General features: G+C 64.4%; 20 protein-coding genes and 1 pseudogene. 10 read left to right on the forward strand and 11 right to left on the reverse strand.

From position 1 onward, the window contains the following. The first annotated feature begins 16 nt into the window (after positions 1-16). The gene (locus tag EOA33_RS01020) at positions 17-1,771 is read left to right on the forward strand and encodes an ABC transporter ATP-binding protein (protein ID WP_127404749.1); all 1,755 of its coding nucleotides are present in this window, start codon (positions 17-19) and stop codon (positions 1,769-1,771) included. A gap of 84 nt (positions 1,772-1,855) precedes the next feature. Next, positions 1,856-2,296, forward strand: a complete 441-nt coding sequence (locus tag EOA33_RS01025; RefSeq protein WP_126056779.1) for a hypothetical protein — start codon at positions 1,856-1,858, stop codon at positions 2,294-2,296. Between the two features lie 10 nt (positions 2,297-2,306). Here the strand turns inward: EOA33_RS01025 and ilvD are convergent, their stop codons facing one another. Beyond that, positions 2,307-4,151, reverse strand: coding sequence for a dihydroxy-acid dehydratase (gene ilvD / locus EOA33_RS01030; protein ID WP_127404750.1), 1,845 nt, complete (start codon positions 4,149-4,151; stop codon positions 2,307-2,309). 257 nt (positions 4,152-4,408) lie between these two features. Between ilvD and EOA33_RS01035 the strand changes: the two genes are divergently transcribed. Continuing rightward, positions 4,409-4,876, forward strand: a complete 468-nt coding sequence (locus EOA33_RS01035; RefSeq protein ID WP_127404751.1) for a VOC family protein — start codon at positions 4,409-4,411, stop codon at positions 4,874-4,876. Between the two features lie 150 nt (positions 4,877-5,026). Here the strand turns inward: EOA33_RS01035 and EOA33_RS01040 are convergent, their stop codons facing one another. The 4 genes from EOA33_RS01040 to EOA33_RS01055 all read right to left on the reverse strand — a co-directional run bounded on the left by EOA33_RS01040 (position 5,027) and on the right by EOA33_RS01055 (position 10,790). Beyond that, positions 5,027-6,559, reverse strand: coding sequence for a glycosyltransferase (locus tag EOA33_RS01040; protein WP_127404752.1), 1,533 nt, complete (start codon positions 6,557-6,559; stop codon positions 5,027-5,029). Beyond that, positions 6,556-8,166 carry a glycosyltransferase gene (locus EOA33_RS01045; protein WP_127404753.1) on the reverse strand — a complete coding sequence of 537 codons (1,611 nt, stop codon included), beginning with the start codon at positions 8,164-8,166 and terminating at the stop codon, positions 6,556-6,558. The genes EOA33_RS01040 and EOA33_RS01045 overlap by 4 nt, the downstream gene beginning before the upstream one ends. Positions 8,167-8,242: 76 nt before the next feature. Beyond that, positions 8,243-9,007, reverse strand: coding sequence for a class I SAM-dependent methyltransferase (locus EOA33_RS01050; protein ID WP_190234175.1), 765 nt, complete (start codon positions 9,005-9,007; stop codon positions 8,243-8,245). A gap of 190 nt (positions 9,008-9,197) precedes the next feature. Continuing rightward, complete coding sequence (locus tag EOA33_RS01055; protein ID WP_126056785.1) at positions 9,198-10,790, reverse strand: peptide chain release factor 3; 1,593 nt, start codon at positions 10,788-10,790, stop codon at positions 9,198-9,200. A gap of 208 nt (positions 10,791-10,998) precedes the next feature. Between EOA33_RS01055 and EOA33_RS41280 the strand changes: the two genes are divergently transcribed. Continuing rightward, positions 10,999-11,133: a hypothetical protein gene (locus tag EOA33_RS41280; RefSeq protein WP_281033498.1), complete on the forward strand. Its 135-nt coding sequence runs from the start codon at positions 10,999-11,001 to the stop codon at positions 11,131-11,133. Positions 11,134-11,221: 88 nt separating this feature from the next. On the opposite strand, the gene EOA33_RS01060 is transcribed toward EOA33_RS41280, so the two are convergent. Together EOA33_RS01060 and EOA33_RS01065 are read right to left on the reverse strand one after the other, a co-directional pair. Then, positions 11,222-11,755 (reverse strand): hypothetical protein, encoded by a 534-nt coding sequence (locus EOA33_RS01060; protein ID WP_127404755.1) that lies wholly within the window; start codon positions 11,753-11,755, stop codon positions 11,222-11,224. A 16-nt stretch (positions 11,756-11,771) separates the two neighbouring features. Continuing rightward, positions 11,772-12,053, reverse strand: coding sequence for a DUF4242 domain-containing protein (locus EOA33_RS01065; protein ID WP_127404756.1), 282 nt, complete (start codon positions 12,051-12,053; stop codon positions 11,772-11,774). A 195-nt stretch (positions 12,054-12,248) separates the two neighbouring features. On the opposite strand from EOA33_RS01065, the gene EOA33_RS01070 reads away from it, so the two are divergent. Together EOA33_RS01070 and EOA33_RS01075 are read left to right on the forward strand one after the other, a co-directional pair. Continuing rightward, on the forward strand, positions 12,249-14,066 hold the full coding sequence (locus tag EOA33_RS01070; protein WP_127404757.1) for a winged helix-turn-helix domain-containing protein: 1,818 nt from the start codon (positions 12,249-12,251) through the stop codon (positions 14,064-14,066). Between the two features lie 67 nt (positions 14,067-14,133). Continuing rightward, positions 14,134-15,204: an FAD-binding oxidoreductase gene (locus EOA33_RS01075; RefSeq protein WP_127404758.1), complete on the forward strand. Its 1,071-nt coding sequence runs from the start codon at positions 14,134-14,136 to the stop codon at positions 15,202-15,204. Here the strand turns inward: EOA33_RS01075 and EOA33_RS01080 are convergent. The 4 genes from EOA33_RS01080 to EOA33_RS01095 form a co-directional block, all read right to left on the reverse strand. Further along, positions 15,201-16,574, reverse strand: a complete 1,374-nt coding sequence (locus tag EOA33_RS01080; protein WP_127404759.1) for an amidase — start codon at positions 16,572-16,574, stop codon at positions 15,201-15,203. The two genes, EOA33_RS01075 and EOA33_RS01080, sit on opposite strands and share 4 nt — an antisense overlap. A 133-nt stretch (positions 16,575-16,707) precedes the next feature. After that, complete coding sequence (locus tag EOA33_RS01085) at positions 16,708-17,502, reverse strand: class II glutamine amidotransferase (RefSeq protein WP_127404760.1); 795 nt, start codon at positions 17,500-17,502, stop codon at positions 16,708-16,710. Between the two features lie 221 nt (positions 17,503-17,723). After that, entirely contained in the window at positions 17,724-18,524 is an 801-nt protein-coding gene (locus EOA33_RS01090; protein WP_127404761.1) for a class II glutamine amidotransferase, read from the reverse strand. 15 nt (positions 18,525-18,539) lie between these two features. Then, positions 18,540-18,791: a DUF6356 family protein gene (locus EOA33_RS01095; protein ID WP_127404762.1), complete on the reverse strand. Its 252-nt coding sequence runs from the start codon at positions 18,789-18,791 to the stop codon at positions 18,540-18,542. 115 nt (positions 18,792-18,906) lie between these two features. On the opposite strand from EOA33_RS01095, the gene EOA33_RS01100 reads away from it, so the two are divergent. From EOA33_RS01100 to EOA33_RS01115, 4 genes and pseudogenes are all read left to right on the forward strand, one after another. After that, a complete protein-coding gene (locus EOA33_RS01100; RefSeq protein ID WP_127404765.1) occupies positions 18,907-19,377 on the forward strand; it encodes an Lrp/AsnC family transcriptional regulator in 471 nt (156 codons plus the stop codon). Positions 19,378-19,461: 84 nt separating this feature from the next. Then, positions 19,462-19,947: a dUTP diphosphatase gene (gene dut / locus EOA33_RS01105; RefSeq protein ID WP_127404763.1), complete on the forward strand. Its 486-nt coding sequence runs from the start codon at positions 19,462-19,464 to the stop codon at positions 19,945-19,947. Then, positions 19,947-20,606 carry an HAD family phosphatase gene (locus EOA33_RS01110; protein ID WP_190234176.1) on the forward strand — a complete coding sequence of 220 codons (660 nt, stop codon included), beginning with the start codon at positions 19,947-19,949 and terminating at the stop codon, positions 20,604-20,606. The genes dut and EOA33_RS01110 overlap by 1 nt, the downstream gene beginning before the upstream one ends. 180 nt (positions 20,607-20,786) lie before the next feature. Further along, positions 20,787-21,080 (forward strand): annotated as a pseudogene (locus EOA33_RS01115) (hypothetical protein); the annotation flags it as partial.

Raw genomic sequence — 21,080 nt, forward strand, 5'->3', positions numbered from 1 at the left:
GCATGGGATCGGCCGATTGTTTCGCTTCTTCCGCTCGACGGAAAACCAGCGCCTAATCGCGAGGCTGGTGAGGGAATCCTTCCACGAGCACAAATTCGGCTATGGCGCCGCCATACTGTCGATGCTGGTGGTTGCCGCCACGACCGGCGCCAGCGCCTGGATCCTGAAAGAGATCACCAATGAATTCGTGATCTATAAGAGGCTCGACCGCGTCAATCTGATCGCGGTCGGGGTCGCGGTGATCTTCCTTCTCAAGGGCGTCGCCAATTTCGTCCAGGCCTATTTCATGAGCCGCGTCGGCAACGCCATTATCGCCGACCGTCAGCGCAAGATCTATGACCGCATCCTGGCGCAAGGCATAGAATTCTACCATGCGACCTCGTCGTCCGATCTGATCACCCGCATGACCAACAATGCGCAGGCCGCGCGCAGCGTGCTCGACCTCGTCGTCACGTCTTATGTGCGGGACCTGGTGACGCTGATCGTGCTGGTATTGGTCATGATCTGGCAGCAGCCGGCGCTGTCCCTGATCTGCTTCGTCATCGGGCCCGTGGCCATCTATGGCGTCAACCGGATCCTGAAGCGCGTCCGCCAGATTGCCAAGATGGAATTCCGCTCGCTCGGCCAGATCGTGCATGTGATGCAGGAGACGGCCGTCGGCGTGCGTGTCGTGAAGTCCTTCAATCTCGAGGGCGCGATGCGCAAGCGCATGTACACGGCGGTTTCCGATGTCGAGAACCGCGCCAACAACATAGCCACGCTGGAAGCCGCCACCAGTCCGGTGATGGAAACGCTCGCCGGACTGGCGATCGCCGGCGCGGTCTTTGTGAGCGGTTTCCTGGTTTTGCAGGGCGGCCAGATGCCGGGCAACATCATGGCCTTCATCGGGGCACTGCTGCTCGCCTATGAGCCGGCGAAGCGCCTGGCGCGCGTGCGCATTTCGCTGGAGACCGGCATCGTCGGCGTGCGCATGATGTTCCAGCTCGCCGACCGGCCGCTGACCCTGGCCGAAAAGCCCGACGCGAGGCCGCTGCGGGCTGGGCCCGGCGAAATCCGCTTCGAGGATGTCAGCTTCGCCTACCCGGAAAGCCAGCCAGTCTTCGAGGGCTTCAACCTCACGCTCGCGGCGGGCAGGATGACGGCGCTGGTCGGCCCTTCAGGCAGCGGCAAGTCGACGATCCTCAACCTGATCATGCGCATGTACGACCCGCAGGACGGCAAGGTGCTGTTCGACGGCCAGGACATCTCCCATGCGACGCTCGCCTCGCTCAGGGGAAAGATCGCCTATGTCAGCCAGGACACTTTCCTGTTTGCCGGCACCGTCATGCACAACATCCGCCTCGGCCGGGAGGACGCGACCGACGCGGAAGTGATGGCCGCCGCCAAGGCGGCCAACGCGCATGACTTCATCACCGCCATGGCCAAGGGCTACGAGACGGAGGTGGGCGAGAACGGCTCGCTGCTGTCCGGCGGCCAGCGCCAGCGGATCTCGATCGCGCGCGCCATGCTGCGCGACGCCGAGATCCTGCTGCTCGACGAGGCGACCAGCGCGCTCGACGCCGAGTCGGAGGCGCTGTTCCGCGACGCGCTGCAGCAGCTCACTGTCGGGCGCACGACGATCGTCATCGCTCACCGTCTGTCAACGGTGCACCAGGCCGACACGATCGTGGTGCTGGAGGGCGGCAAGGTGGTGGAAAGCGGCCCGCACAAGGTCCTGCTCAAGCAGGGCGGGGTGTATCAGAAACTTTATGAGTATCAGCTGATGCCATAACGGAGTGCGATTGTGCGCGCAGCTCGGCTCATATCCTTTCTACGATCGGCCTTGTTGGGCACCCTTGCCGTGCGATCTCCTGCAATGGCCCTCGACTACGACAAGGCGCGTCACCTCGACGCGGAAAATCTCGCCGAACAAGGAATGGCGACGACCTATCAAGAGGTTTTGCCCGAGCTTCGGCAGTATGTGAAAAACCCGACCGCAATCGAGGAGAGCGTCGACACACACACGACCAGATATGCCGTGCGCGCAGCCGGGCAGGAATACGTGTTATACGCTCCGGACGTTCCGGAAAGCGAGGGCAGAAGCTGGGGTACGGCCACCTACGTGTTCTTCAAGATCATCAACGACCAACTCGCCGGTTCGGACGTGCGCTTCTATGCGCTGAACGGCGGAAATGATCTTTTCGGCATCTTCCTGACGCCGCAGCAAGCGGAGGACGCAAAGCGATCGCTGCCAACCCGAACGGATTGGCCCTATCTTCCGGATGCGGAATGGCCTTGGTACGGCCAGTACCACTAACCTCGATCGATCACTCCGGCACGACCCGCACCGCCCCCTTGTCGGCGCTGGTGGCGAAGGCGGCGTAGGCACGCAGCGCGGTCGTCACCTTGCGCTTGCGCTTTTCCTCCGGCTTCCAGGCATCCGCGCCTTTTGCCGTCATCGCCGCGCGGCGGGCGTCGAGCTCGGCGTCGCTGATGGCAAGGCGGATGGTGCGGTTGGGGATGTCGATCTCGATCCTGTCGCCGTCCCGGACCAGGCCGATCGCGCCGCCTTCAGCGGCTTCCGGCGAGACATGGCCGATCGACAGACCCGACGTGCCGCCCGAGAAGCGGCCGTCGGTGATCAGCGCGCAAGCCTTGCCGAGGCGTTTCGACTTCAGGTAGCTGGTCGGGTAGAGCATTTCCTGCATGCCGGGTCCGCCGCGCGGCCCCTCATAACGGATGACGACGACATCGCCCGCCTTGATCTCATTGCCGAGGATCGCCTTGACCGAGGCATCCTGGCTCTCAAAGACCCGGGCCGGACCGGTGAATTTCAGGATCGATTCATCGACGCCGGCGGTCTTCACGATGCAGCCGTCGAGGGCCAGATTGCCTTTCAGCACGGCAAGGCCGCCGTCCTTGGAGAAAGGCGTCTCAGCCGAGCGGATGACGCCCTTCTCGCGATCAAGGTCGAGCTCGTCCCAGCGGCGGTCCTGGCTGAAGGCGACCTGCGTCGGCACACCGCCGGGAGCGGCGAGGAAGAAATCGCGCACGTTCGCAGCGGAGGTGCGGGAAATGTCCCAATGGTCGAGCGCTTCGCCGAGCGTCGCGGTGTGGACCGTCGGCAGATCGCGGTTGATCAGCCCTGCGCGGTCGAGCTGGCCGAGGATGGCCATGATGCCGCCGGCGCGATGGACGTCCTCCATGTGCACGTCGGACTTGGCGGGCGCCACCTTGCAGAGCACCGGCACCTTGCGCGACAGGCGGTCGATGTCTTCCATGGTGAAGTCGACGTCGCCCTCATACGCGGCGGCAAGGATGTGGAGCACCGTGTTGGTCGAGCCACCCATGGCGATGTCGAGCGCCATGGCGTTCTCGAACGCGCCCTTGGAAGCGATGCTGCGCGGCAGCGCGCTTTCGTCGTCCTGCTCGTAGTAGCGCTGGGCGAGATCGACGACCAGATGGCCGGCCTCGACGAACAGGCGCTTGCGGTCGGCGTGGGTGGCGAGCGTCGAGCCGTTGCCGGGCAGCGACAGGCCGAGCGCCTCGGTCAGGCAGTTCATCGAATTGGCGGTGAACATGCCGGAGCAGGAGCCGCAGGTCGGACAGGCCGAGCGCTCGATGACCTTGACGTCCTCGTCGGAGATCTTGTCGTCGGCGGCCGCGACCATGGCGTCGACGAGGTCGAGCGCCTGTGCCTTGCCGGCCAGCACCACCTTGCCGGCTTCCATCGGCCCGCCGGAGACGAAGACGGTCGGGATATTGAGGCGCAGCGAGGCCATCAGCATGCCGGGGGTGATCTTGTCGCAATTGGAGATGCAGACCATGGCGTCGGCGCAGTGCGCGTTGACCATGTATTCGACGGAGTCGGCGATCAGCTCGCGCGACGGCAGCGAATAAAGCATGCCGTCATGGCCCATGGCGATGCCGTCATCGACGGCGATGGTGTTGAATTCCTTGGCGACGCCGCCTGCCTTCTCGATCTCGCGCGCGACCAGCTGACCGAGGTCCTTCAGATGGACATGGCCTGGCACGAACTGGGTAAAGGAGTTGACCACGGCGATGATCGGCTTGCCGAAATCACTGTCCTTCATGCCGGTGGCGCGCCACAGGCCGCGGGCGCCGGCCATGTTGCGGCCATGGGTGGTGGTGCGGGAACGATAGGCGGGCATTGACCTGTCCTTAATGTCATATCGCGTCGGGAGGGCGCGGAAAGCCGGAATTGAGCCGCAGGCCTTATATACGTCGTCGGCTGGTCTGGCCACGCTTTTGCGATGCGCCAGGTTTCGCCAGAAAAATCGCACGGTGCTGTCGGATCGCGCCCGATTCGACCGTCCTTGGGCCAACGGCAGGGACTAAGGCACCAAACGCCTGGTCAGCCGTTTCATGGTGAAGCAGCCTTCAGAAAACCAGCCCAGAGGAGCAAGACATGCAAAAGATCACCACCTGCCTGTGGTTCGACGGCCAGGCCGAAGAGGCGATGAACCACTACGTCTCCATCTTCAAGAATTCAAAGGTGCTGAGCGTTATGCGTTGGCCCGAGGGGCACGCAGATGAGGGCAAAGTGCTGTTGACCACGTTCGAGCTCGACGGCGTGCCGTTCCAGGCGCTCAATGGCGGCCCCTACTTCAAGTTCAACGAGGCGATGTCGCAGTCGATCGACTGCAAGACGCAGGAAGAGGTCGACTATTTCTGGGAGAGACTCACCGAGGGCGGCGAGCCCGGCCAATGCAGCTGGCTAAAAGACAAGTTCGGAGTGTCCTGGCAGGTCGTGCCGGAGCAGTTGCCGCGGCTGCTTCAGGATCCGGACAGGGCCAAGGCCGGCCGTGTAATGTCGGCGATGATGCAGATGGGCAAGATCGACATCGCCAAGATCGAAGCGGCAGCCAGGGGCTGAACCGCGCGAGGCCGATCGCTCCAGCTCGAGAGTGGTTCACCGTTTCACGGAACGGAGAACCATGCTTTGTTGACGCAATTGCGGGCGGAAGGCTACGGCGAAGTCGGCGAGCCCAACCGTTTCACGATTTTTCTGGAATTGCCCCAGCCGCTACGAAGAACGGCCGGCCGGCACTGTTGTGTCGGGCCCGGTCGGTTGCTGGATCAGACCATGCTCCCAAAGGATTTGCGCAATACGCCGGCCCACCACGACGAGCGATTGCTGCTCCTTCAGGAACGCGAAGCCGCGCCGCGCACGCGCCTCGGCATCCCCGGGCGAAGCGTAGACCATGCGCAAGGCCTCGACTGCGGCGTCGGCGTTCGCCGTCGCCCAGACCTGACCTTTGGTCTGCACATATTCGCCGTGGCGAACCGGCTCCAAGGCATAGGCGACGGGATATCCGGTCAGTTCATTGATGAAGTCGGTCGTGCCGCCATAGTCGGTGGCCACCACAGCCTTTCCGGCCGCGAGCGCCTCGGCGGCGCCAAAGCCGAAGCCTTCGGAGCGATGGAGCGAGATGAACGCGTCGCATCCCCTCATCAGCGAATCCACGCCCATGCGATCAAGCGTGTGGTCCACAATCTGGATCCGGTCGTCTTGCGCGGCCATGTCGCCAAGCCACTGCCGCAGCCCTTCATCGCGCTCGCCGCGCGTTTTGATGATGAGCTCGACATCACGCTTCGCCGATGGGAAGGCGGCGCGGAAGGCGTTAACCGCGGCTTGAGGGTTCTTGCGCGCGACGTAGGAGTCAAAGTCCAGATAGGTGAAGAAGCGCAGCGTTGCGCGGTCGGAGCGGGGTGCCGGCACATGCAACGGGAGCCGCACGGGCTGCGGCACGTGCTTCAGGATTATGCCTGAGAGTTCATCGAAGGCGGACGCCACGAAGCGCGAAGGCGCCCACACCTCGTCGAAATCACGGATCGCGGCATGCCACTCCCGCGGGATCCTTCCGAGCTCCCAAAACGGAAACAGGATGTTCAACCGGCCGGGCGCGATGTCCTGGCGATAATGCTCGGTGGCCGCGAGACCGGTAACGACGAGCTGAGCCTTGCGGTCGACCACGGGGTTGGACTTGGTTGCGAATTCGGCGTCGTTCTCGCGCCCTGGCAAAGCAAGGGCGCGAGACGAAACGGGTAGACGCGCCGCGTCGCAGGCATAGACAATGTTACGTGCCGCCTGGCCCAGTCCAATCTCGGAGCACAGATATCCGCTGACGCACAGGCCGTCCTCTAGATTTCGCGGGAAGGGGATGACCCTATGCTCGGTGAGCTTCGTCCGCACCGCCTTGAGATGGGGGTCCTCGAAGCCGTTGCGCAAAAGGTGCGCGATCGGATTGTCGTGGCCCGGCCGGAACCCAGGAGCCAGAGCGGCATAGGTTTCGATATCGATCCCGTTCGCCGGCTTCCGCCGTTCGCGCCAGCCATGGTTCATATAGTGCGCGAACGGATCGATGCCGCTCATGGCGACATCCTTGTGGGCAGTCAAATACCACTCCGGGTCGAAGACGCCGGCCAGCTCGGCCAATGCCTGAAGATGCCGATGCTCCCATTCGATGCCCAGCACCCCCTGCATCTGCTGCCGCCGCGACAGGACGGCACGCCGAACGTAGCGAACGACCCTTCGCGCAAAATCCTTGATCGTCACGGATTGCCCACCCTGTCAGTCCACGGAAATCCGGCTTGCGGCCGATCGCCCATATCTACATGCGGATTGCAAAAGGGATCCTGATCCACGGCCTCGCGCCAACGCTCCGCTATCAGGCGCATGCTCGCGATACGCATCCTCAGCACCTCAGGCGTGGCTTCGGAACCTCGCGTCGCGGATTCGCGGTGGATGATCCCATCTGTCGGTAGCGCAATGACCCTGAAGCCCTTCAGCCGCGCACGCAGACAATAGTCGACATCGTTGTATTCAACAGGCAGGCAGACCTCATCAAACCCGCCGATCTCATGGAAAACGGTTCGCCGCGAGGCGACGATGGCGCCCGTCACGGCCTGATAATTACGCACGGTGCGCATGGCATGCAGATAGCCGTCCGCATTTCCCGGCGCGCCTCGCAACACATGCTGCGCCAGCACGGGATGCTCGCTGTGCGAGCCGGGTTGCAGAACAATGCCCGCATGCTGCACCGAGCCATCCGGGTACAACAGGCGGGCTCCGACGACACCGACTTCGGGGCGCATGGCGTGCGCAACCATCAATTCCAACTGACGAGGGTGTGTGATCTCGACATCATTGTTCAACAGGACCACAACGTCCGCGGTCGCGGCCGCCACGCCCATATTGACCATGCGAGAGAAATTAAAGCGGCCATGGACCCTGACGATACGGGCGCCGTGCTTCTCCTGGAGTTCCGCGTAGAGTGCCAGCGTAGCCGGGTCGGTGCTTGCGTGATCCACAATGACGAGCTCGGGCGAAAGGTTCTCCAAGGCTTTCACAAACCCCACGCAACGCTTCAGCAGTTTGGGCTGGTCACGGTTGGGAATAACGATCGCCACGGACCGAGGCCGAGGGAGACGCATATCCGCTGGTTCCGCCGAAGGACGCGGCAAAGCAGTGGGAAGATGCATGACGGTCTCGGTGAGATGACCGACCGCGAGAGGCCCACTCGCCAGGGTACGGAGCCAACCGTGCAGGGAATTCGGGCGCTCGGCCGAGCGCCGGGAGAAGATGAGTTTTCGCGAAGCCATGAAGGCCGTGCCGACATAATCCATTGAAACAATCAGATCAGGGTCCCAGCCTGGCAGAAAACAAGGCTGCGGGACCGCCCCGGCATCGCGGCGATCGTGATCGCAGACGATCAGGTCCGGCATCGGTGTCCCGCGCAACGGTGAAAGCATGCGATTCAGGAGAGCGAAGGCATCCGTATCGAACGTCGTGCCAGCGGCCGCGAAAACCAAATGACTGCCGCGCCACAGATGATCGTGCGCCGGATCCGACAACAGGTTCAGCGCATCGAGCGTCGGCTCCGCGAACAGGCCACGCAGGCTTGTAAAGTCGTCCACATCCGGCAAGTCGATCTCGTGGACACCGGCAACCACGATCTCGATATTGCGATAGGTCTGACCAAGCAGCGAAGAGAGCGTATGCGACAGGGTCTCGCGGCTCGCCGAAGCCGCGTCATGGATCAACACGGTAATCAAGTGATTCCACGTGCGCTGCTGGCCGGCCAACGCCGTCCTTTCGGCCAGCCTGGATTGCCGCCAACTGTCGTAGCCCGCCGATAGGGTGGCGTCTTCCCGCCTGCTCATACTATCGGACTCTCCTGAGTTTGCGTCGGCCTGCCTGCGCTTGCCGGTTGTTGCTGTTGCCGAAAGAGATCGATCACTACAGCTTTTCTAGAACCACCATGTCCTGATAATCGAGCGCACCACGCGGGATATACTGGCAGACACGCAGAAATTTCGACCAATGATCGAATACATACCGCACGCTGTGGAAGGCGGAGCGGTAGAAGTCGGGGAAGTCAGCGCCCCACTGGTCATCCTTGGTAAAGAAAAGCCCTCGTGTATAGAAGATGTCGGCAACCTGCTCGCGAAGCGGCGACTCCGGCGGAATCCCTCCGAAAAACTGATCGAATGCATGCTGTCCGTGAACCGTGAGCGTGACAACACCACCCGGGCGAAGGACGCGCGCCAACTCCGCAAGCCAGGCATCCTGGTAGTCCGCATCAAGATGCGACATCACACTGTGGTTGAAGATCAGGTCGAATGAGCCATCGCCGTATGGAAGCGGAGGCAGGCCTTGCGTAAGGCTCGTCTCAATCCACGGCATATGCGCCGAAACCCATTCGATCGCTTCCGCGTCGATCTCGTTTCCGTACAGCTTGCGAGGCAAGGCGGGCACGGGCAGATGCCGCAAGATGCGGCCGCAGCCGCAACCCCACTCGAGGATATCGTTGAAATCCCCGTACGACTTTCGGATGGACGCCAAGGCCCGCTCCAGATCGCGCAAGGACTTTGCCCCCGACTCCACGAACCAGTCGCTGGCGTCGGTGCCCGTGACCTTGTAACGCAACCGCGGCGGAGGGAGCTGGATTTCCGGGGCTGCTGCTTCGGGCCCCTGGTTTGAACTCCCGGTTGTCGAAAACACGAAACCTCCCCTTCGCATCACAACAGCATCGCGCTTCGGCGATGCACCGCGGTTGTTATGGACCGATCAGATGACAATGGAAATCCCAGAACATCCGACAGAATCGTCGACCTGCTCCAAGTATTTGTTTTTGCGCATATGGGGACCGTGACCGGCCTGGCATCGTGTCGGCGCGCCAAGGGACCCGCCGTCACGCCGCCTTGTCGCGGACCTGATAGTCCTTCACCGCGGCGAAGCGGATCGCCTTCCAGCGCTCGGCCTCGTAGTTGAGCGAGAAGGTGTGCTGGGCGAGGAAGACCGGATCATTGTCGAGATCGCGGGCGATGTCGCCGCGATGCGCTTCGACGAAGCGCTGCACCTCGGCCCTGTCGTCGGCCGAGATCCAGCGGCAGACCGAAAAGCGCGACATCTCGAAATCGACCGGCAATGTGTACTCGATGTTCAGCCGCTCCTTCAGCACGTCGAGTTGCAGGGCGCCGACGACACCGACGATGGCCGGCGAGCCGTCCTCGGGCGAGAACAGCTGCACGACGCCCTCCTCGGCCATCTGGTGCAGCGCCTCCTTCAGCTTCTTGGCCTTCATGGCATCACCGAGGCGCACCCGGCGCAGGATTTCCGGCGCGAAATTGGGCACGCCGCGGAACAGGATTTCTTCGCCTTCGGTGAGTGTGTCGCCGATGCGCAGCGTGCCGTGGTTGGGGATGCCGACGACGTCGCCGGCGAAGGCCTCGTCGGCGGTAACGCGGGTGCGGGCGAAGAAGAACTGCGGCGCCGACAGGCTCATCGGCTTGCCGGTGCGCACCAGCTTGGCCTTCATGCCGCGCTCCAGCTTTCCGGAGCAGACGCGCACGAAGGCGATGCGGTCGCGGTGGTTGGGATCCATGTTGGCCTGGATCTTGAAGACGAAGGAGGTCATCTTCTCCTCGGTCGCTTCGACCTTGCGGCTGTCGGCCTCCTGCGCGCGCGGCGGCGGCCCGAAGGCGCCGAGCGCCTCGATCAGGTCGCGCACGCCGAAATTGCGCAGTGCCGAGCCGAAATAGACCGGGGTTAGATGGCCCTCGCGGAAGGCGTCGATATCGAGCGGGCGGCAGGCCTCGCGCGCCAGCTCCAATTCCTCGATGAAGTCGTTGCGCTCGTTCTCCGGCAGGAGACCGGCGACGCGGTTGGAATCGGGGCCGTTGACCGGCGTGCGCTCCTTCTCGTCGTCGCTCTTACGCACTGCGTTCAGCGCCAGGTGATAGGTGCCCGAAAAGGTCTTGCCGCGGCCGATCGGCCAGGTGACCGGGGCGGTGTCCAGCGCCAGCTTCTGCTCGATCTCGTCGAGGATCTCGAACGGATCGCGGCTCTCGCGGTCCATCTTGTTGACGAAGGTGATGATCGGGATATCGCGCAGGCGGCAAACCTCGAACAGCTTCAGCGTGCGCGGCTCGATGCCCTTGGCGGCGTCGATGACCATGACGGCGGAATCGACCGCCGACAGCGTGCGGTAGGTGTCGTCGGCGAAATCCTCGTGACCGGGCGTGTCGAGCAGGTTGAAGACATTGTCGTCATACTCGAAAGTCATCACCGAGGTGACGACCGAAATGCCGCGCTCGCGCTCGATCTTCATCCAGTCGGACCGGGTCTGGATGCGGTCCTTCTTGGCCTTGACCTCGCCGGCAAGCTGGATGGCGCCGCCGAACAAGAGCAGCTTTTCGGTGAGCGTGGTCTTGCCGGCGTCGGGGTGGGCGATGATCGCGAAGGTGCGACGGCGCGATACCGCGTTTTCGATGTCTTCTGCCAAGTCGTGGAATCCTGTCTGTGGCGCGGGCTTCTAGCAGCGCTTTTCCGGCCTGTCGACAGTTTCGGGCCGATCGGTCCGAGGCGACCGGAAATCGGCCGCGCAGATCAGTTCCACAGCCAGCCGCGACCATCCTTGCTGCCGTAGCGGGTGACCAACGCGATCTCGGAGCGATCAATGCCGATGTCGCGCAGCAGGGGTCCGGAAATTCGTGAAGCCGCGCCCGGTCCCTGCGAATGCGGATGATGCGGGCGAAGGCTCCGACGCCGAAACGATCGATGGCCGTCACGAAGAAGCGCCAGCCGAAGGGCCGATCGACGGTGAATTCCAGTTCTTCAAGGGATGACATTGTCGTGTTTCCTTCTGTTTGAACGATGGCAGATCGGGAGGGCCATGCAATGACCCTCCCGATGCGGTGCCGGGTCTTGGCTGCGTCAGGACTGATCGTTGGCGCAGCTCACATAGGGGTTCCAGTCGGCGAACATGCCGGCCGGATTGTGCCGCCAGTGCCAGACATGCAGCTCGTAGTAGGGCTCCACCGGATGGACGCCCACGGTCGTCTTGCGCTGCAGGGTGCGGCCGAGGAACTCGGGAACGCCCTTGCCCTTCCAGTCCTTCTCGAAGACGATGTACTCCATGCCGACGAGCTGCATGGAGCCGTCCGGCTCCGGCTCGTAGGTCAGCACGTCCGGCTCGCTGAGCACGAGCTTGCCATCGCCGGCACGGACCGGATGGATGAAGTGGACCCCCATCGTGCCGTGCTCGTCATGCGTCGTGCATTCGAAGAGTTGCTGGTAGCCTTCGGCCTTGGCGACCTCGATATTGACGTACCTGGCCGCCATTTCCCGAGACCGGTTCAGCACCGGATCCGGCGTATCATGCGCATCCGCGGTGCCGCAGGCGAACGCGGATGCCCAGATGGCGCCGGACAGCGCCGGGCCGAGGACGAGGTTTGCGAAGAGTTTCACCACCCGTTCCTCCCCGTCAGGCGCTGGCGTGCGCCGTCGTCGGATCGAACAGGCGCTTCACCTGCGTGATCTTCGTCGCCGGGAAGCCGCTCATCTTGGCGTGGCGCTGGATGATCGCCTTGTCCTTGGCGAGATAGACGCAGAAGGTCTTGTCGTCGGTGACGAACGACTCCACCCACTGGATCTCCGGACCAAGTTCGGCGAGCACGGCGTTCGACGCCTTGGACGCGTCGCGAAGCTGCTCGCGCTCGAAGGTGCCGACCTTGGGAATGTCCCGTTCGATGATGTACTTCTGCATTTCCGTAATCTCCTCATCTTGGGTTCAAATGCCGGCGGGCGACCGACCAGGTCGCTGCCGGTGACATGCCCGGGCTTGCTGGGCTAAAGTGCCGCTTGGCTCGCCAGGCACGGGAAGAATGACAGGAGGGGCGGCCGACAGTCCTTACGCCGCGCTTATCTTCTCCTGATCCTTTGCCCATTGTCGTTGGAGGGAATGCTGCCGATGGGGGTCTATTGCTTCGGCGACTTCGAGCTGAACGAGGAATCCCGCGCCCTTCGCCTCGCCGGCAGGGAGGTCGAGGCGCAGCCGCTGGTCTTCGACTTCCTCGCCATGCTGCTGCGAAATCAGGAGCGGGCGCTGAGTAAGGACGAACTGCTCGAAACGCTGTGGCCGGGCGTCACGGTGACGGAGGCCTCGCTGCAGCGCGTGGCGAGTCTCGCTCGCAGTATCCTTCGCCAGGGCGGAATTGAAACGGCGCTGCGCAACCTGCCCCGGTTTGGCTACCGGATCTACCTGGATTCACCTGCCGCTCCGGAAAACAAGATCGTTCCGGCCGGCCAGGTGAGCAAGCCTTCGAGCCCCGGCTCGCCAATCCTTTTGGCACGCGCGGCCGTTGCGGCCAGAAAATGGCGTGAGGCCGCGGCCTCCTTCGCCGAAGCAGACGCCACCGACGAGTTGTTGACGGCCGATCTCGAAGAATGGGCCTTGGCACTGGAGTGCATGGGACGGCCGGCGGAAGCCATTCCGCTCCTGGCGCGCGCGGTGACGGAGTACGGCGTCGCCGGCGAACGCCTGCGCGCGGCTTCTCCGGCAATCACCCTTGCCATGATCCATCTGGAAAGAGGAGAGCTTGCCGCCGCCAACGGCTGGCATAAGCGAGCCGCGCAGTTGATCGATGGCGCCACCGAGAGCAGGGAGCATGGCCTCTGGTGCTGGATGGGCGCGCGCATCAAGGGCGCGGAAGCCGAGCCGGAGCACGCGCTTGCGCTCGCCGAGCAGGCTTTCGAGGTCGGCAAGCAGCTCGAGGATCCGGTCGTCGAGTCGCTCGGTCTCATCTATCGCGGCTTCTTCAAGCTTTGCCTTGGGGAAACAAGGTCCGGGCAGGAAGACCAGGATTTTGCCGCAGCGCTTGGTCTCTCCAGCGATGTCGACCCAATCGTCGGCGGTATCCTCTACTGCAACATTCTCTGGGCCTGCCGAAATTTCGGCGACTGGGCGAGAGCCAACCAATGGACCCTCAGCTACGAGGGTTGGTGCAGAGGACACGGGCTGGAGGAACTCACAGGCTCGTGCCGGCTGCATCGGGCCGAGGTGCTCGGCGTCCATGGCACGCTGAAAGAGGCGGAGACGCTGGTGCGTGCCGCGCTCGACCAGCTTGCGCTCGACGCGCCTTGGGCCACTGGCGATGCGCTGCGCGTCCTGGGTGACATTCATCTTGCCGCCGGCGATTTCGCCGAGGCAGAAACAGCCTATCGCGCGTCCCACGCCGCGGGCTGGGACCCGCAGCCCGGCCTTGCGCTGCTGCAGCTCGAGCAGGGACAGGCGGAGGCCGCTTTCAGCGCGCTCGAGCGGTCCCTGGTTGGGAACCGCTGGCCAACCCTGCAGCGGCGCGGCATGGTCCTTGCCACGCTCGCCAAGGTGGCGGCGCGGACCGATCGGCTGGAGCGCGCGAAGCAGGTGATCGCCGAACTGGAAAGCGAGCCGCAACGTTGGCCGATGGCCTCGATCCGGGCGCTGACTGCCGAGGCCAAGGCGGAACTGTTCATGCGGGAAGATCGCCTTGTGGAAGCGGCGTGGGAGCTGCAGACCGCATGCTCGCGCTGGGCCGAGATCGGCTCGCCGACCAACTGCGCGGACGCCAGGCTTTCGCTCGCGGCGCTGCTTATCCAGCTGGGGGACCGCACCGGCGCGGAGCTGGAGCTCGGCACGGTGCTCGCGGTCGCGAAGAAAGTCGACTCGCCGCGCCTCATGCGGCGGTACGACGAGTTGAAAGGGCTGCTCGCCGGCGCCAAGAGGGAGGCGCTTGGGTAGCGCATAGACTCTCGCTTGAGGTTGGCTCGGTGCGATGGCATGACGGGAAACTCCAATGGAGCCCGGCATGAGCAGCGTGAAAGAAGTCATCGTCATCGGCGCCGGCATCATCGGTGCCTCGATCGCCTGGCATCTGACGGGAGCCGGGGCGCGGGTGACGGTGATTTCGGGTAGCGGCGCGGGTGGCGTCGCGACACCCAATTCGTTTGCCTGGATCAATGCCAGCTGGGGCAACCCCGAGACCTATTTCCGGCTGCGCCGGCGCGCCATGGCCGAATGGACAAGGCTGGCGAAGGATCTGCCCGGCCTGCCGCTCGCCTGGTGCGGCGGCCTGTGCTGGGACATGCCGGCGGACGAGCTGGAGGCCTATGCGGCCGAGCATTCCTCCTGGGGCTACGGCATCGAGCGCGTCGGCCGTGATCGGGTGGCCCGCATCGAGCCCAATCTTACCGAGCTTCCGGAGCTTGCGCTCTATGTGGCGGAGGAAGGCGTCGCCGAGCCGGTTGCCGCCACCAGGGCGCTGCTGGCCGATGCCGAGCGGCGCGGCGCGAAGTTGGCAACCGGAACCGTCACCGCCCTGGCGCGATCCAATGGCAAGGTCACGGGCGTGGAGATGTCCGGCGAGCAGCTTACCGCCGACGAGGTGGTGATCGCGGCCGGCGCTGGAGCTCCGGGGATCGCCGAAACAGTCGGGGTCAAGCTGCCGATCGAAACACCGCCCGGCCTGATCGTCCATTCGCGCCCTTACAAAAGGCTGCTCAACGGGCTGGTGCTGGCCGAGCGGCTGCACATGCGCCAGACGGCCGAGGGCCGGATCATCGCCGGCTCGGATTTCGGCGGCGCCGATCCGGGCGAGAATGCGGAGGACACGGCGCGCGAGCTGTTCAAGGCGACGAAGGCGATGCTGCGCGGCGCCGAGGGGCTGGAACTCGATTTCCACACGGTCGGCTACCGGCCGACCCCGGTCGACGGCTTCCCGATCATCGGCCGCGCCGAGGGGGTGGACGGGCTCTATGTCGCCGTCATGCATTCCGGCATCACGCTGGCGCCGGCCGTCGGTCTCTTTGCCGCGCGCGAAATCCTGGACGGCGAGCGCGATCCATTGCTTCAGTCTTACAGGCTTGGCCGCTTCTCTTAATAGCCGGTCGGCCTGCGAAAGCCCCCAGCGAGTGGCGCCATCGCTGACGCGAGGCCGAGCAGCCGCGTCTCGGACCAGCGCCTGCCGACCAACTGCAGGCCGATGGGCAGGCCCTCGCTGCCGTACCCGCCGGGTATCGTCAGCGCCGGATGGCCGGAATAATTGAACACCGCGCCATAGGCCGGCAGCATCCAATAGCTTTCCTCTCTGCCGTTGACCTCGATCGCCGTTCCCGGCGCGCAATGCGGGAAGGCAGTGGTCATGGCGACCGGGCAGAGCAGCGCATCGCAGCTTTCGAAGAACCTGTCCCAGGCGAGAATCGAGCGGTCGCGCCGGGCGAGCGCCGCGAACCAGCGCGAGACGGGCGTCGGTTGGTCCGGCGGGTCCGGCTGCGCGGCCTCCAGCATCATGCCGATCAGCGCGCCGCCCTCGGCCAGATCGTCGTGCAGATCGAGTCTGGGCAACTTTGCCTCCTCGACCATGGCGCCTGCCGATCCGAGCTTCTCGCCAAGCTTTTCGACGGCGGCGGTGATCTCGCCAGCCACCGGAAAGCCAGGGAAGGACGTGGCGACGGTGATGCGCAGCGAACTGACGTCCGGCGTCTCCGTAGCCTCGACCGGCACCGGCGCAAGGTCGGTGTCGCCTTCGTCCGGTCCGGCGATGATCCGGTAGATCAGTGCCAGGTCCTCGGCGCTGCGCGCCAGCGGGCCGAGGCACGACATCAGCCGGACGCTGCGCGCCGTCCCGCCCGGATCGGGAAAAGCGCCGGCCAGCGAAACACGATGCTCGGTCGGCTTCAGGCCGTAGACACCGCAGAAGGCAGCAGGCAGCCGGATGGAATCCTGCATGTCGGTGCCGATCTCGAACGGCGTCATGCCCGCTGCAACCGCCGCCGCCGCGCCGCCGCTGGAGCCGCCGGCGGTGCGCGACAGATTCCAGGGGTTGCCTGTGCGGCCGAACAGTGGATTGTCCGATTGCCAGTCGCTGAGCATGGTCGCGACATTGGTCTTGCCGATCAGTATTGCGCCAGCCGCCTTCAGCCGCGCCACGACCGGGCTGTCCTTTTTCGCCACATAGTCGGCAAACGGCGGGAAGCCGACCGTGGTCTTCATGCCGGCCGTGTCGTGCGTGTCCTTCAGCGTGAAGGGCACGCCGTGCAGCGGACCCAGCGCGTCGCCGCGCGCCAGCGCAACGTCCGCCTGCCTGGCGCGCTCGCGAGCCCCTTCCCTGTCGAGGGTGACGATGGCGTTGACCGCCCCGTTGCCCCTGTCGATCTGCGCAAGATGCGCATCCAACGCCTCGGCGGCCGAGATTCTACGCGCGGAGATCGCGGTGGCGAGCTCGATGGTCGAGGCGAAGGCGATGTCCATGACGAATGCTCCGACTTGCTGGCCGCGCCTGCTGATCAAGATGGCGGACTGTGGCGCGGCTTCAAGCCGAGTTCAGCATCCGAGGATCGGCCTCGCTTGATCGGGATTGCGCTGGCATTCGCGGCGGGATGGCTCAGCCGGCCAGCGCCAGCTCCGCCAGAGCCGGAGTAAAGGGCCGAACGACCATGCCATCGCGTGCAATGGTGACGAAGCTCGATGGCGGGATCGTCTGCCACTCGCCGCCTTCGCGGTCGAAGGGCTCCGAGACGATGCAGCGGCCCCTGCCAAAGGCCGAGGTGTAAAGCGTCGGCGCATGATCGTCGGTGGCGTAGCGCACGGCGTAGAGCGCCTTGCCGTCCGAGAAGGCGGCGGTGAGCTTCAGCGCCGGGTCCAGACCGGCGCGGCGCGAGGCGTCGAGCACGCGATTGGCGGCGCGCGTTGCCGCGCCATGCGGGTCGCGCGACAGGCCCTCGTCGATCATCAGCAGGAAGAACAGCTCGGAATCGGTGCTGCCCGAGCGCCGGTCGTAGACGGCGTCCGAAAGCGAGTTCTCCAGTCCGCGGCGTATCCTTTCGAAGCCGTGGATCTGGCCGTTATGCATGAACGACCAGCGGCCGGAAATGAACGGGTGGCAGTTCACGCGGCTGGTGCCGCCACCGGTCGAGGCGCGGACATGGGCCAGGAAAAGGCCGGATCTGATCTGCTGGCACAGGCTTTTCAGATTAGGGTCTGACCAGGCCGGCAGAATATCGCGATAGAGCCCAGGCTCGGGCCGGCCGCCATACCAGGCCAGACCGAAGCCGTCGGCATTGGTCGGCGATTTCGCCTCCCGCGCGTCGCGGCTCTGAACGATCAGCGAGTGTGAAGGTGCGGTGACGATCTCTTCCAGGAAGATCGCTTCGCCGAGATAGGCAGCCCATCTGCACATTGTTGCGCCATCCTCTTTCGCGCATCCAACCGTGGCCGCGAATGAAAGCCATTCGCCGCCGGTGAGGCGCCATGGATGACAGGAGGCCGGTTTGGCGTCCTTACGCCGCGCTTATGTTTTGCTGATCCTTTGCCCGAAGCCGTCGGAAAGACGCCGGCAATCCGCCGGCCGCCTCTGACCCGGACCTTGGGATCACCGCTCTCGACGGATTGCGATCGTGCTCAGCCGGCCAGCGCCAGCTTGTTCGCTGCAGGGGCAAAAGGCCGAATGCCGGCGCCATCTCCGGTCATGGTGACGAAGCTCGACGGCGGGATCGCCTGCCAGTCGCCGCCGTCGCGGTCGAAGGGTTCGGAGACAATGCAGCGACCCGCCCCGTTACGGAAGGCGGAGGTGTAGAGCGTCGGCGCATGATCATCGGTGGCGTAGCGCACTGCATAGAGCGCCTGGCCATCGGAGAAGGCGGCGGTGAGCTTCAGGGCAGGCTCGAGACCGGCGCGGCGCGAAGCCTCGATGACGCGGCTGGTGGCGCGCGACACCGCCCCTTGCGGGTCGTCGGACAGCCCCTCATCGATCATAAGCAGGAAGAACAGTTCCGAATCCGTCGTTCCCTCGCGCTGGTCGAAGACCGCATCGGAAAGCGAGTTCTCCAGCGCGCGGCGGATCTTCTCGAAGCCGCCGATCTGCCCGTTGTGCATGAACGACCAGCGGCCAGAGATGAACGGATGGCAGTTCATGCGGCTGGTGGCGCCGCCGGTCGAGGCACGGACGTGGGCCAGGAACAGGCCGGATTTGATCTGCCGGCACAGGCTCTTCAGATTGGGATCCGACCAGGCCGGCAGGATGTCGCGGTAGAGGCCCGGCTCGGCCCGGCCGCCATACCAGGCAAGGCCGAAGCCGTCGCCATTGGTCGGCGACTTGGCTTCCTGGGCGCAGTGGCTCTGCGCGATCAGCGAATGGCAGGGCGCGGTGATGATGTCTTCGAGGAAGACCGCTTCACCAAAATAGGCCGCCCACCGGCACATCGCATTCCACCGTTGCTAGGCGCGGTCCATCAGAGCCTTGGGCTCCTTGACCGCGTGCGAGCCTCTGTTGTGTGTCCGCTCATAGAGCTCGCGGACGATTCGGCTGGCGGTAGTCTCGAACAGAAATGGCAAGAAAGCGTGAACGAGCGCTGCGGCCGCGGCCATCGACAGGCGCGAGCAGAACCAAGCGGCGAAGGCCATGTGGCTGAAATAGGTCTCGCCCACCTTGGCCGGGTGAGAGGTGAACAGCTTCGAAAACGTCGTCATGGTGATCCCTCCTGCCGGGATGAGCCCCGATGCTGGGTATCGTGCCACGGGTCAAAGGTTCATCGATCCCAAATTGTCCTTGCGATGAGCAATAATTTGGGACATTCATCCCATGATGACCATAGAAATCGATGAAATCGATCGAAGATTGCTGGCGGAGCTGCAGCGCGACGGCACGTTGTCGGTCGATCAGCTGTCGGAGCGGGTGGCGCTGTCGCGCAATGCCTGCTGGCGGCGGGTCAAGCGGCTGGAGGAGGACGGCGTCATCACCGGGCGGGTGGCGCTGGTCGATGCCGACAAGCTCGGGCTCGGCCTCTCCGTGTTCATCCTGGTCCGCACCTCCAACCACGATCCGGACTGGCTGCAGAAATTCCGCGCGGCGGTGACCGGCTTTGCCGAGATCACCGGGGTCTACCGCATGTCGGGCGATCTCGATTATGTGCTGAGAGCCCGCGTCGCCGACGTGAAGGCCTATGACCGGCTCTACCAGCGGCTGATCGCCAAGGTGGCGCTGTCGGATGTCTCGGCCTCCTTCGTCATGGAGGAGATCAAGGAAACGACGGTCGTGCCGGTGGAACTGCGCTGAGGAGGAACCGCCTCGAAAGAAAGGCGTTGATAGCGTTGCGGCCGGGTTGACCTTTCCGGCACTCGCGCCGATAGGAATGGGCTCATGCGCACAGCTGTCTATCCCTCCCCCGTCATCGGCCCCTCCGTCGGTTTCGTCAGGCTTCCGCATGGCGAAGGCCTGCCGCTGCCGGCCTATGAAAGCTCAGGCGCCGCCGGCATGGATTTGCGCGCCGCGGTACCGGATGACCGGCCGCTGCTCATCCTGCCCGGGAAACGCGCGCTGGTGCCGACCGGGCTGATCGTGGAAATCCCGGAAGGCATGGAAGGCCAGGTCCGGCCGCGCTCCGGTCTTGCCTTCAAGCACGGCCTTACCGTTCTCAATTCACCCGGCACCATCGACAGCGATTATCGCGGCGAGGTCAAGGTGCTGCTGGTCAATCTCGGCGACGAGGACTTCGCGGTGACGCGCGGCATGCGCATCGCCCAGATCGTCTTTGCCGCGGTGACGCAAGTGGCGATCGAGGAGCGCTCGCTCGCTGGCGGCACGGCGCGCGGGGCGGGCGGCTTCGGGTCGACCGGCACGGCCTGATGTCTGTACCAAAGCTGGTCATCTTCGACTGCGACGGGGTCCTGGTCGACACCGAGAACCTTGCCAACCGGCGCCTCGCCGAATGGCTGAGCGGCGCCGGCTTCGCTACCACCTTCGAATATTGCCGCAAGCATTTCTCCGGCCGCAGCATGGCCTCGGTGCAGAAAGAGATCGAAGCGGCGACCGAGATCAGGCTCGGCGCCGACTTCGTCGATCGCTGGAACGCCGGCCTGCCGGACCTCTTCGCGCATGGCGTCGAGGCAATCCCTTATGTGCGCGACTTCATCGAGAAGGTCCGCGACGCCGGCATCGCCTACTGCGTCGCCTCATCGGCGCGGGTGTCGAAGATGCACATCACGCTCGGCCAGACCGGGCTGCTGCCGTTGTTCGAGCAAGCCATGTTTTCGTCGACCATGGTCGGGCGCGGCAAGCCGTTTCCGGACCTGTTCCTCCACGCGGCAAAGACGATGGGCTTCGCGCCGGCCGACTGCATCGTCATCGAGGACAGCGTCGCCGGCACTGAGGCCGGCATCGCCGCCGGAATGCGCGTCTTCTCCTACCACGCCGATCCCTATTCCGACCCGCATGGTCTGGAAGAGGCCGGCGGCATCCTGTTCGACGACATGCGCGCGCTGGCCGGGCTGGTGCCGATCGGCTGAGCCGGTTTTCAGCCTTGGGGCCTGGCTTTGCGTTTCAAGACTCCGCGCTGGAGTGGTTGATCGGTGATGGAAACGCAGAACCACTCCCTCTTTTGTTTCGACGCAATCCGGACGGAAAACCGCTTCACCCTTTTCCTCGAATTGCTCTAGCGTAGGCTCTCTCGAGGGGCGCCCGCACATATGATCTCCATTTTGTTTCGCTTCATTCTCGCTTGCCTGCTCTTGCCCTGGATTTGGGCGACGGCAGACGCGCAGACCGCAAGCTTCCCGGAACTGAGCAGCGCCGTCCCTAGCCATCCGGACGTCACCTATCTCGACCTTGCCAACTTGGTTGTCCCCGTTCTCGCCGGCACTTCGCCGATCAAGATCCGCCCCATCAGCGGTGACGCTGATGACGAGGCGCCGCCTTCGACCGGCGACCTGTCGAGCGCCGCCGTCCTCGATATCAAAGCCGGCGGCAAGGAACGGCTGACG

This window comes from Mesorhizobium sp. M4A.F.Ca.ET.050.02.1.1, assembly GCF_003997725.1.
Taxonomy (GTDB): domain Bacteria; phylum Pseudomonadota; class Alphaproteobacteria; order Rhizobiales; family Rhizobiaceae; genus Mesorhizobium.